Source organism: Emticicia sp. (assembly GCF_043780375.1).
Lineage (GTDB): Bacteria > Bacteroidota > Bacteroidia > Cytophagales > Spirosomataceae > Emticicia.
Genome location: NZ_JAYWCU010000277.1, coordinates 1 through 11,852, shown reverse-complemented (window position 1 = coordinate 11,852; position 11,852 = coordinate 1). Strand labels below are relative to the sequence as shown.

Sequence of the window (11,852 nt, the reverse complement as noted above, 5' to 3'; positions counted from 1 at the left end):
TACAAGAGGTGTTTTACCGAGTTGAGATAAATATTGAAATTTTACAAAAATTTTAGTGTTATTGCTAAGTAAATCCAAAATTGGATTTTGTAATTAACTTATAATCAAGCAGTTGTGGTTATATAGTGTTGTGCATTTATAAGGTGGAAAATTTCAAAAAACAGACAAACCTTGCAAACAAACAATTCAAAAATATTATTAGACTTTAAGTCTATCACACGACCTTAAAGGGTAAAAACCGTCGCTCCCTCAAAGCCACCGTTTTTCACGAGACTCTGAGGGCAGGAGTCTTGGCAAATCAAGGAAGTAAATAGAATAATAACTAATCAATTACATAGACCAAAGCCTAAGAGTCCCTTGCAGGAGACTCTTAGGGAACGAAAATAAAATGAAAAAGAAAAGGCATCTAAAACGAATATTCAAGAAGATGTCAAATTCTATTGAAGCTGATTCTGATTTAGATATAGATTCTCTACTTAAAAACAAATACTTTAACTTTCAAATTGAAGATTGGTACGGTCATAATATTTATACTAAAGGGGAGTCCAGAAAAATTATCATACAATGTTTGTTCAAAATTTATCACAAATGGAATACAGAACTAAAAAAAATTAATAAACCATATTATTTAGCGATTTGGTTGAACGAACCAAGGCTTTTTAAATCTGAAGTTGTATGCGGTATTGATGAAGAAATATCCTATTATGAAGTTGATGCATTTAGAAAATCAGAGAAATTAAATAAAATTGACATAAATCATTACGGCAATTTATCAGGTGAGTTTCTTGAATTCGATTGGGAGAGACACATTGATTTTGACTATTTCTTTGAAACTGATAGAAAATATCACAAAAAAAGAGAAGTGACACACATTGTTGAAAAGGACAATGATAAAATGTATTTCTATTCCGAAGGTGACGTTTGGATTGGAAAAAAGAAATTAAATATTACAGTTTGACAATTTTCGCTCCCTTAGCTACCAAAATAAATTCTACTCAACATTTTGAAATCCGATTTTTAGTTTTCAAATTTGTTCTATTCTATTGAAAATCAGCTGATTAAGTAATTTAATTTCTTTTTGTGGATTGGTTCAGAATAATTAATTATAGCGTTTGCGAGCAAACTTTTTTTTAAATTTCCCCATCATTCCATCTTCTTTTCAATAAATCCATTTCGTGAAAAATAAATGCGATTTTAGGTTTTAGCAGTTCCTCTTGAGTTTGGCTTAGTCCTAGTGCTTCCTATTTTTAAGACAGTTGAGTATTGAAAATATCATCATTTTCCAAAACGAACTTCCTCATAACCAATAAATCAAATGAAAAAAACTTTGATACTTCTTATCTTTGCATCATTCATTTTGACATCATGCAAAACCAGTTTTAGCAAAAAACAAACTCAAATAGCTATGGTAACTGAAACAAAAAGTACGGAAAGCCTTACTCTTGCCGCCGTAGAAAGGTTCAATGAAGCCTTCAACCGCCATGATGTCGATGCCGTGATGAATGCCATGACACACGATTGTATTTTTGAGAACACCAATCCACAACCCGATGGTACACGTTTAGTGGGTGCTGTTGAAGTTCGGGCATATTGGACAAAATTCTTCACTAATAATCCAGACGCTTTTTTTGAGGCTGAGGATATATTTGTCGGTGGTGACCGCTGTACGGTAAGGTGGATATATCGCAAAACAAAAGATGGTAAACCATGGCATTTGAGGGGCGTAGATGTTTTCAAAGTGCGAAATGGTAAAGTAGCAGAAAAACTGGCTTATGTAAAAGGTTGATTTAAAGTTTATATTTCTAAAATGTACCAATAGGCACAAAAAAAATTAGCTCTCGCCAAAGGCAAAAGCTAATCTGAGCTATTGAGTGAATCTATACTATTTACAAAAGTTTGATTTTCAGAACTGTACCAGCTTCAACAATGGTACTTGATAAATTATTCATTTTCCACAAATTCTCAACCGACACATTATAATTTACCGAAATTCTGAAAAGCGTTTCGTCCCTGCGGACGGTATGATATAAAAATTTATTACCTTCGTTATTGTTAATTTGTTCAGGAAAAGTTTTTTTAGATTCTCTTTTTACTTTTTCACCTTCCAAAGCAGCCTTTCTTTCTTCTCCAGAATTCAATCTAACTTCCTTACCATCAACACTCTTCAATAAATTTAAGTTCATTGCTTGTTCTTTCCTAACTTCTTGACTCAAAGGTGTTGAATTTGAATCAATAGCCTTTTGAACATTATTTTTTGGATTTGTAATTGCATTATTTTTATCAATACTTTTAGCAACTTCTTGATTTAGCGATATTGAATTCAAAGTATTTTGCTCAATTTCTTTCGGAACGCCATTATTGTTCTTGGCAATTATCGGCGATTGCTCTACCGTTTTAACTGAGTCTTCAACTTGAATTGGGGAGAAACTTTGCTCTTTTTTTTCGGTGTTTAGTATCTCGTCGATTAAAGCCAGCTCGTCGGGCATTTCGATATACTCAATCGGTTTACTTTTAGGCCTTATTGTTTGTAACCAAATGATTCGCCCTCTCTGTAATCGCTGAACTAACTCTAATCTATTATAATCTAAAAGGTTTTCTAATTTTACGCCATACATTTGCGAAATATCCCACAAAGTTTCGCCCTCTCGCACTACATGAAATGGCACGCTTGCCTTCGAGTTTTTCTTTTTTATGTAATAAACCTGACCTATATGTAGTAAATCTGACACCTTCATGTCGTTGTACTCAACAAATTTATCAATCGAAATATCAGCTTTATATGCCATCGTAACTACCACGTCGCACATGTCGGCTTGCACTCCTTTCAAATCATTAATGTTAAAAAAAACTCCACCTTTATTGGGGCTTTTAGTTTTAACAATTACTTCTTCTCTTTTCAAAACTGGAAATCCTAAATCTTTTGCTGGAAGACCGCTTTTTCTTGATAATTCAGCTAATGTTCTGATTTCACTATATCTGCTTGAAGGAACAACTACCAAAACTTGGCATTCTGTATCGGGCACATTTTTGGCATTTAGCCAAAGATTATATTCATTTAATGTAGCTGGTTCGACTTTCAATTCTGCCGAAATCCTGTTCAAAGTTTTACCTTTGCTGTAAGGATATTCATAAATTATTTTCTGAACCAATGGTTTATATAGCGGAAACTCTCTCTCAATGGCAATTTTATATGCTAAAAATTGCAAAATGGCTGAATATGCTGGGCTATCTAACAAAACAAAAGTATTATCCGACCACTTTTTGTTTACGTCCAAAAGATTCAAAACTTTCTTGTCAGATATATGAGAAAAAAGCGTTGTTGCCCAGTTATTATACAAAACATAATTTCGTTTCAAACATATAGCAGCTCCTTTTGTAGCTGCTATCAAATGCTTTCTTTCGTCAAGTTGAGTATTCATCAACAAATCTACGTCTGCGGCTTTTACTTTGTCTAAACACCAATAAACACCCGATTCAAGATTTGTATTTGTTTCAATAGAAGATTGGAATTTGTTGTAGCTTACCAAATACTTAAAATCATCTGGCACATTTTGTTCTTTCAGAATAGGCTCTACAATTGGCAAAAATAAAGATACCCTGTCCAATTGATTTTGAATACTTTGCCGATTAGACTGAATGTTTTTCAACTCAATTTGAATCAAATAGCGAGTAACATCATTTAATTGAAAAGTAATATCTGCAAATTTAACTTCGTATGGGACAAGTGGATTTTCGTTTTTCGTTGGGAAAGCAAACACACTTTTACCTCCCCAAAAAGCCAAAAGGAACACAAACACAATTTTATGTATGAAAGCACGTAAGTCCATTTTAAGATTCACAAATTCTGCTGAGAGGGAGATGTTAGACGGCTAATGAAAAACATCTCTCTCAACAGATGGTTACTTTTACTTTTCTTGGGTTTGAGCATGAACTTTCGTTCAATGTGTGGAAATACTTCCACTTCATATTATAATTAGGAAAACAATTTGCTATTATATTCCAAATATATAAGACGTATTTTGAATTTCCAAATGTAAACGACCTTATTTTTCATAATTTTCGTAATTTTTATTTTTTCAAAAAAAAATGAAAATAAATAATAATCATAATCTCCTTATTATCAATACTTTACACATAAATGCATTACTGTGTTTATACAAAATCTATTGTAATATTCAATTTAATATTATGTATCAATTTTCTCAAAATGAGAAAATTGCAAGTTTTGTACATTTGTAAAGTAGTAAATCACTAAAAAGCAGAAAAAGCTATCAAAATTTTTAATAGCTTTTTCTGCTTAAAGTTAGTTACTCCTTGAAATTACGCAACAATGTTAATTTGCCTCTCCTTTTTCAACGGATTTGTTTTTTTTGTAAAATTAACTTGGAAAATATTAGAGTTTAAACAAACAACCCCGTCAAAAAGAGAACGGTTCGTCATGCTTTAAAAATAAATTTCATGCCTTACTTCCTCCACTTTTTGTATTGATTAATTAGAGCATTTGTAGAACTATCGTGGCTTTCAATGACTTGGTTATTAGTCAATTCGGGGTAAATTTTATTAGCTAACTGCTTGCCTAATTCAACGCCCCATTGATCAAAACTAAATACATTCCAAATGACACCTTGTACAAATATTTTGTGTTCATACATCGCTATCAAACTACCTAAACTTTTTGGTGTAATTTTCTTCAAAAGAATTGAATTAGTGGGACGATTTCCTTGAAAAACTTTGAATGGAGCTATCTTTTCAACCTCTTCCTTCGATTTTCCAGTTAATTCTGCATCCACTTCTTCTCTGGTTTTACCATTCATTAAAGCTTCTGTTTGTGCAAAAAAGTTAGATAATAACATTTTATGATGCTCACCAATTGGATTATGAGAGATAGCTGGTGCAATAAAATCGGCAGGAATCAACTTTGTACCTTGATGAATCAATTGATAAAAAGCATGTTGTCCGTTTGTGCCAGGTTCGCCCCAAATAATTGGCCCTGTTTGATAATCTACTTTGTTTCCGCTTCTATCTATATATTTTCCGTTCGACTCCATATCACCTTGTTGGAAATAAGCAGCAAAACGATGTAAATATTGGTCATAAGGCAAAATAGCATGCGAATCTGCTCCATAAAAATTATTGTACCAAATACCTAAAAGTGCCAAAATAACAGGGATGTTTTTTTCAAATGGCGTATGTCGGAAATGATTATCCATTTCGTGAGCTCCTAATAGCACTTGTTCAAAATTTTCGAAACCAATCGAACAAGCAATTGATAATCCAATTGCTGACCAAATCGAATACCTTCCTCCTACCCAATCCCAAAAACCAAACATATTGGCTGGGTCTATGCCAAACTTTTCTACTTCATTTTGGTTGGTCGAAATAGCAACAAAATGCTTTTTAACAAACTCTCCATCAACCGCTGTTTTGAGAAACCAATCACGAGCCGAAAGAGCATTTGTCATGGTTTCTTGCGTTGTAAATGTTTTTGAGGCAATCATAAACAACGTAGTTGCTGGATTGAGTTTTTTTAATGTTTCAGCAATGTGCGTACCATCAACATTCGATACAAAATGAATATTAATATTCTTTTTCTTATAAGCTTTCAAAGCCTCAGTTACCATTACTGGGCCTAAATCTGAACCACCAATGCCAATATTTACAATATCAGTTATTGCTTCATTAGTATAGCCTTTCCATGCTCCTGAAATTACTTTTTCCGAAAAAGCCTTCATTTTCAATAATACTTCATTGATGTCGGGCATTACATCTTTTCCATCAACTAAAATTGGAGCGTTTGAACGATTCCGTAAAGCCACATGAAGTACCGAACGGTTTTCGGTTTGATTGATTTTTTCACCTGTAAACATTTGCTCAATCGAATCGGACAATTGACATTCTTTTGCCAAATCTGTCAAATATGATACCGTACGTCGGTTGATATTGTTTTTCGAATAATCAAGTAAAATATCATTGAAACTCACCGAAAATTTCTTAAATCGATTTTTATCGTCGGCAAATAATTCTTTCAAATGCTTTTTACTGATTGTACGATGATGAGCCTTAAGTTTTTTGAAAGCAGAAGTTTTGGTAAAATTTGTAGAATTAAGCATATTTTGAACAACCACTCCCAGCCCCTGAAGGAGTGTGAATTTTAAAATAAAGAAAAATCCACTTAGGGTTTAGTAGATTTTATACAAATATCGTTTAAATGACTTTTTGAAGCTACAAAAACATTGAAATCCACATTTCCTTTTACTCCATCTATTTTACCATCGGTACTATGTTGCCAAATCATTAGTTTTGAGTCTTCATATCCTTCCAATTTATTGCTATCATAACTGGAAATCCAAAGTGGATAATCATCAAAATTATTTTTAATGTATTCTCTATAAATATACCCATTAGTATAAATTATTGGCTTTACTCCGTAGTGTTTTTCAATAATACCAATGAATTTTTTAACATTTTCGAGCAAATTGGCTCTCACTTTTCTTCCTTTTCCACGAAGTTCAAAGTCGATTACTGGTGCAAAATCACCTTTTTCGAGTGTTACGGTTTCAATAAAATTTTTGGCTTGAAGCTCAGGTTCCGCCCAAGGCACATAAAAATGATATGCTCCACAAATTAGCCCTTCACGCTTTGCTCCTCTAAAATTATTGTTAAAATCTTGGTCTTTAATGTCTGTTCCCTCGGTAGCTTTGATGAAACAAAAATTTATTTCTACCTTATCATCATCGCTGTGTTTTACTTTAAACCAGTCAATTTCTGAATTATGATGAGAAACATCTATGCCATGAATTGTGTAACGAAGCGGAAGGCGAATACCAAAATTTTCGATATAAGTCCACTTTTGTCCATCGCTTACATAAACAGGGTACAAGGTTATTAGGGCAATAACGATAAAAACATAGAGATTCTTAAGGGTAAATAGGCGATTTAAAACCTTTTCCCAAAAGCTCAATTTTTTCTTTTTCTTCATTTTTCTCAATTGCATTAAAACCTAATAATGCAGTTTATAATACAAATATTATGCAAAAATAAATAAAAATAAAAACCGAAAGTAAATTACTTTCGGTTTTTAAAAACTGCATCAAATTAACAAGCAATAAACAACTGATAATCAGTTGTTTATCATCAAGTTTTATTTATTTGGTTGTGGTGTATAACGCAAGTATGGCTTAACTACCCTCACTCCTTTCGGGAATTTCATGATAGCATCTTCAGTCGAAACGGATGGTACCACAATCGTGTCATCGCCATCTTTCCAGTCGGCAGGAGTTGCCACTTGATAATTTGCTGTTAGTTGCAAAGAATCAATCACCCTTAATAACTCAGTAAAATTACGACCTGTTGAAGCTGGGTAAGTCAAAGTCAATTTAATTTTTTTATCTGGTCCAATGATAAATACTGAGCGAACTGTAGCTTTTTCAGAAGCATTTGGATGAATCATGTCATACAAAGTTGCCACATTTCTATCTCCATCTGCAATAATAGGGAAGTTTACAATAACCCCATTTACTTCTTCAATATCAGGCACCCAACGTCCGTGAGATGCTAAATCATCAACCGAAACCGCTGCTACTTTTACACCTCTTTTAGCAAAATCATCTTTCAAAAGTGCTGTTTTACCTAATTCTGTTGTACAAACAGGTGTAAAATCGGCAGGATGAGAAAATAACATTCCCCAAGAATCTCCAAGCCATTCGTGAAAATCAATCGTTCCCTGCGTAGTTTCAGCAGTGAAATTTGGTGCAATATCTCCTAAGCGAAGTGACATATATGTTAGATTTTAAAGTTTGAAATAAATTTAGTCTATTAAGTTAATAGAGAATGTTTTTTTAGAGGAAATAGTTCACAAATGTAGGCAAAAAATTTCTTTCGGTTTTATGCAAAAATCCATATTTCTAATGAAAATAAAGTAGCTCAATTCTCAGAAAGAATATAGAAACCAAATTTTGTAAAAGTTAAATATTGATTAACTCATTAAAATCATTGTGCAATATCGCTATGAAGTAGTATCTTTGAAACAAAAAATCGATATAAATGCTTGCTTGCTCTGACCTTCAATTTTCTTATGGCGAACAAACTCAAAAGTTTAGTTTTCCTTCATTTTCGTGTGCAAAAGGAGAAACTTTGTTGATTCTTGGCAATTCGGGAACGGGAAAAACTACATTACTTCATTTGATGGCTTTACTTTTACTCTCTAAAAGTGGTTCGATTAAAATAAATGGACAAGAATTAGCTCAATTATCTGCCAAAGAAGCTACCAAAATGAGAGCCAACCATTTAGGTATAATCTACCAAAAATCTCATTTTGTAAGTTCGCTCAATGTGATGGATAATTTACTTTTGGCAAACTATCTGGCAGACAAAAATCAATCGTATCAGCAAGCAAACAAATTAGCAAAGAATTTAGGTTTTGCCGAATTATTAGACAAAAAAACGTCGCTTTTGAGTGGAGGCGAACAGCAACGAGTAAGCATTGCACGAGCCTTGATGAATAATCCCGAAGTAATTTTGGCAGATGAACCTACCTCAAATCTTGATGATGAGAACTGCGAAAAAGTAATTCAATTGCTCGAAAACCAATCAAAAAATATCGGTGCAGCATTGGTAATCGTCACCCACGACCAAAGATTGAAAGACCGATATAAAAATATTATTAATTTATGAGTTGATAGTCAATAGACGACGGTTGATATTTTATAAAAAGAACTTATTTGCCATCAACTAATACACTATCTTCTATAGCTTTATTGACAATCGACTATGTTATTTAAAATCAGTTGGAAAAATATTCTTGATAAAAAACTCAACAGTTTTTTATGTATTTTGTTAATGACTTTGGGCATTGCAATGATTTCACTTTTGATGCTTTTGGGCAAGCAATTACAAGATAAATTTGCCAAAAACATAAGTGGAATTGATTTAGTTGTTGGAGCAAAAGGAAGTCCGTTGCAGTTGATTTTGTCGAGTGTTTATCAAATCGATAATCCGACGGGAAATGTATATTTAGACGATGTGCAAGCAATAGCACAAAATCCGATGGTAAAAGAAATGATTCCGCTGTCGATGGGAGATAATTTTCAAGGTTACAGAATTTTAGGCACAAACAAAAAATACTTTGACCATTTCAAGACAAAATTTGCTTCTGGCAGAATGTTTAAAGCCAATTTAGAAGTAGTTTTAGGCGGTCAAACTGCATTAAATAATAACCTAAAAGTTGGCGATACATTCGCAAGTTCACACGGATTAGACTCGGAAGGAGAAAAACATGAAGATGAAAAATATAAAGTTGTCGGCATTTTAGAGTTCAACAATTCGGTCGTTGATAATTTAATTTTGACAAGTTTAGGTAGCGTTTGGAGCATACACGAGCATCATGAAGAAGGTGTAGTAGAAGATAGCACTAAAAAGCGAGAAATTACCAGTGCAATCATTAAGTTTCGTTCGCCAATGGGCATGATGACGATACCACGCAATATTAATCAAAATTCAAAATTACAGGCGGCAACTCCAGCAATCGAAGTCAACCGTTTATTTGAATTATTGGGCATCGGTATCGACGGTTTACAAATTTTGGCGGCAGTCATTATGCTTATTTCGGGCATTAGTGTTTTTGTTTCTTTGTATAATTCATTGAAAGAACGCAAATATGAAATGGCTTTAATGCTATCGATGGGTGCAAGTCGAACTCGTTTGTTTTTAATGTTGTTATTAGAAGGAATGATATTGTCGTTGCTGGGTTTTATAGCAGGAATTTTACTAAGTCGTATTGGAATATATTTAATTTCGAATCAGTTGAGCAGAAAATTCCATTTTGATATTAGTCAATTTTCTTTACAAACTGGCGAAATATACTTATTCATTGGAGCGTTAATAGTTGGAATTTTGGCAGCAGCATTGCCTTCAATCGGTATTTATCGCATTAATATTTCAAAAACTTTAGCAGAAGAAAGTTGATAATAGTTGGTGGTTTTTAAGTAAACAATTATCAATTTTGATATTATTATTCACGCATTCAAAATCAGATTCATCATCAAATATACTCAAATGAAAAACCTATCAAAACCCTTTTTAATTGCCATTTTATCTTTGTCATTTGCTTCTTTTACTATACTTGACGAGCCAACCAAAGTAACTTGGGAAATGCTTCGTGATGTAACTTTCAAGAAAAAATGGAGTGCCGAAGAATCAATGTTTATTCTCTATCCTACTTTTGGGGTAAAAGTAGCTGGCTTGAAAGACAAAGAAATAGTTTTGACAGGCTATATGATTCCTGTTGATGTTGATGCCAATGTGTATGTACTTTCGGCAAACCCTTATAGTTCATGCTTTTTTTGTGGTGGTGCTGGTCCCGAATCTGTTGTTCAGGTCAAATTCAAGAAATCAACTAAACGTTTCAATACCGATGACCGCGTAACTGTTAAGGGGAAATTAAAACTCAATGCTGACGATATAAATGAACTAAATTATATATTAGAAGGTTGCGATGTGATTTTATAATTTTCTAAAAGTTATCTTTGAAAAGCGTCTGAATAAAAATTCAGATGCTTTTTTATTGAATAAATTCCACTAATATTTCGTTTGACAGACAGTATTTTATACTTTTGGGGAAATTCTTGCAATTTTGAATGAAATTAAAATGAAAAAACTGCTTTTTGCTTTAACAACAATTTTTATTATTGGTTTTTCGACCGATACTTTCGCACAATATGATTATAACTGGGCAGTAGGTTTCCGTGTAGGAGAACCTCTTGGTTTTAATGTCCGAAAATATTTTCAGAATGGAGATAAGGCCTTTGACATCAATATTGGAACTTACGGGTTCATTTACAATCGTCAACGCCGATACAATGCAGGTGAATATAAAACAGCGGGTTTAATGATTCAAGGAATATATCTTTGGCAAAATCAAGTTTTCAACCGTGATTGGGCTCATGTTTATTACGGTTTCGGGGGTCAAATAAATAATAGAAGTCATTATGCTGATATTCTTAAAAATGAAAAAATAGACCACATTAAAAAAATCTCTCTTGGACCAACTGGCACAGCAGGTATCGAACTAAAAATACCTAATCAGCCATTAGCTTTTTTTGTTGATGCCGGTCTTTACATTGAAGCCCTTCCATCTCCTTTCTTTTGGAACGGACAAATAAGTAGCGGTTTAAGACTAAACATAATCAAATAAAATTCTGAAATATGAGTTCTGAGTTGAGAACTTATAATTCAACAGATTCAGCACTCATACTTCGTACTTATAACTAAAAAAGAATGATTGCATACCTCGACGGAAAATTAGCTTATAAAGACCCATCTTACGTCATTATTGATGCAGGTGGCGTTGGCTATCAAGTAAAAATATCACTTCAAACTTATGCTGCACTTCATAAAACCGAAGAGCGTTGCAAACTACATACATTACTCATAGTTAGAGAAGACTCACATACTTTATTTGGTTTTTTTGCTGCCGAAGAAAAAGACTTATTTGAAGATTTAATCACTGTTTCAGGGATAGGCCCAAATACGGCAATGGTGATGCTTTCATCTTTATCATCAGGTGAAATTAAGCACGCACTTATAACAGAAGATGCCAAAACGATTCAAAGTATTAAAGGAATTGGTCTAAAAACTGCACAACGAGCAATTATTGAGCTGAAAGATAAGCTAAAGAAAGACCATCTTGTGAGTGGGGTAGCTCCAAATATATTTACTCCTGCCAATGCCAAACTCAAAAATGAATCGCTTGCCGCTTTGGTGATGCTCGGCATTCCGAGAGCAACTGCCGAGAAAAGTATTGATGTGATTCTGAAACGTGAGGGAAATGAGATTACAGTTGAGCAACTCATAAA

Annotated in this window: 11 protein-coding genes; 7 read left to right on the top strand and 4 right to left on the bottom strand. The window is 33.3% G+C overall.

Annotation, left to right across the window (positions count from 1 at the left end; genetic code table 11):
• Positions 1 to 427 precede the first annotated feature (427 nt).
• Both ACH2CJ_RS20320 and ACH2CJ_RS20315 read left to right on the top strand, forming a co-directional pair.
• Positions 428 to 958, top strand: a complete 531-nt coding sequence (locus ACH2CJ_RS20320) for a hypothetical protein (protein WP_394995972.1) — start codon at positions 428 to 430, stop codon at positions 956 to 958.
• 447 nt (positions 959 to 1,405) lie between these two features.
• Positions 1,406 to 1,786, top strand: coding sequence for a nuclear transport factor 2 family protein (locus ACH2CJ_RS20315; RefSeq protein WP_394995970.1), 381 nt, complete (start codon positions 1,406 to 1,408; stop codon positions 1,784 to 1,786).
• Positions 1,787 to 1,886: 100 nt separating this feature from the next.
• On the opposite strand, the gene ACH2CJ_RS20310 is transcribed toward ACH2CJ_RS20315, so the two are convergent.
• The 4 genes from ACH2CJ_RS20310 to ACH2CJ_RS20295 all read right to left on the bottom strand — a co-directional run bounded on the left by ACH2CJ_RS20310 (position 1,887) and on the right by ACH2CJ_RS20295 (position 7,777).
• A complete protein-coding gene (locus tag ACH2CJ_RS20310; RefSeq protein WP_394995968.1) occupies positions 1,887 to 3,827 on the bottom strand; it encodes a LysM peptidoglycan-binding domain-containing protein in 1,941 nt (646 codons plus the stop codon).
• Between the two features lie 636 nt (positions 3,828 to 4,463).
• Positions 4,464 to 6,110: a glucose-6-phosphate isomerase gene (gene pgi / locus ACH2CJ_RS20305; RefSeq protein ID WP_394995965.1), complete on the bottom strand. Its 1,647-nt coding sequence runs from the start codon at positions 6,108 to 6,110 to the stop codon at positions 4,464 to 4,466.
• Positions 6,111 to 6,172: 62 nt separating this feature from the next.
• Positions 6,173 to 6,979, bottom strand: a complete 807-nt coding sequence (locus ACH2CJ_RS20300; protein ID WP_394995963.1) for a glycoside hydrolase family 25 protein — start codon at positions 6,977 to 6,979, stop codon at positions 6,173 to 6,175.
• A 162-nt stretch (positions 6,980 to 7,141) separates the two neighbouring features.
• Entirely contained in the window at positions 7,142 to 7,777 is a 636-nt protein-coding gene (locus ACH2CJ_RS20295) for a peroxiredoxin (RefSeq protein ID WP_394995960.1), read from the bottom strand.
• A gap of 266 nt (positions 7,778 to 8,043) precedes the next feature.
• Here ACH2CJ_RS20295 and ACH2CJ_RS20290 point away from each other — a divergent pair, with 266 nt between their 5' ends.
• The 5 genes from ACH2CJ_RS20290 to ruvA all read left to right on the top strand — a co-directional run.
• Positions 8,044 to 8,673: an ABC transporter ATP-binding protein gene (locus ACH2CJ_RS20290; RefSeq protein ID WP_394995957.1), complete on the top strand. Its 630-nt coding sequence runs from the start codon at positions 8,044 to 8,046 to the stop codon at positions 8,671 to 8,673.
• 96 nt (positions 8,674 to 8,769) lie between these two features.
• Positions 8,770 to 9,963, top strand: a complete 1,194-nt coding sequence (locus ACH2CJ_RS20285; RefSeq protein ID WP_394995955.1) for an ABC transporter permease — start codon at positions 8,770 to 8,772, stop codon at positions 9,961 to 9,963.
• A 90-nt stretch (positions 9,964 to 10,053) separates the two neighbouring features.
• Complete coding sequence (locus ACH2CJ_RS20280; protein WP_394995952.1) at positions 10,054 to 10,506, top strand: DUF3299 domain-containing protein; 453 nt, start codon at positions 10,054 to 10,056, stop codon at positions 10,504 to 10,506.
• 139 nt (positions 10,507 to 10,645) lie between these two features.
• Entirely contained in the window at positions 10,646 to 11,191 is a 546-nt protein-coding gene (locus ACH2CJ_RS20275; RefSeq protein ID WP_394995950.1) for a hypothetical protein, read from the top strand.
• Between the two features lie 83 nt (positions 11,192 to 11,274).
• Positions 11,275 to 11,852, top strand: a 578-nt coding sequence (gene ruvA, locus ACH2CJ_RS20270) for a Holliday junction branch migration protein RuvA (RefSeq protein ID WP_394995947.1), incomplete at its 3' end; no start/stop codon positions are given.

Bases quoted from the DNA above. Each gene is read 5' to 3' on its own strand.
- ACH2CJ_RS20320 (WP_394995972.1), top strand. From the start codon at position 428: ATGTCAAATTCTATTGAAGCTGATTCTGATTTAGATATAGATTCTCTA.
- ACH2CJ_RS20300 (WP_394995963.1), bottom strand. From the start codon at position 6,979: ATGAAGAAAAAGAAAAAATTGAGCTTTTGGGAAAAGGTTTTAAATCGC.
- pgi (WP_394995965.1), bottom strand. From the start codon at position 6,110: ATGCTTAATTCTACAAATTTTACCAAAACTTCTGCTTTCAAAAAACTT.
- ACH2CJ_RS20315 (WP_394995970.1), top strand. From the start codon at position 1,406: ATGGTAACTGAAACAAAAAGTACGGAAAGCCTTACTCTTGCCGCCGTA.
- ACH2CJ_RS20310 (WP_394995968.1), bottom strand. From the start codon at position 3,827: ATGGACTTACGTGCTTTCATACATAAAATTGTGTTTGTGTTCCTTTTG.
- ACH2CJ_RS20280 (WP_394995952.1), top strand. From the start codon at position 10,054: ATGAAAAACCTATCAAAACCCTTTTTAATTGCCATTTTATCTTTGTCA.
- ACH2CJ_RS20275 (WP_394995950.1), top strand. From the start codon at position 10,646: ATGAAAAAACTGCTTTTTGCTTTAACAACAATTTTTATTATTGGTTTT.
- ACH2CJ_RS20290 (WP_394995957.1), top strand. From the start codon at position 8,044: ATGCTTGCTTGCTCTGACCTTCAATTTTCTTATGGCGAACAAACTCAA.
- ACH2CJ_RS20285 (WP_394995955.1), top strand. From the start codon at position 8,770: ATGTTATTTAAAATCAGTTGGAAAAATATTCTTGATAAAAAACTCAAC.
- ACH2CJ_RS20295 (WP_394995960.1), bottom strand. From the start codon at position 7,777: ATGTCACTTCGCTTAGGAGATATTGCACCAAATTTCACTGCTGAAACT.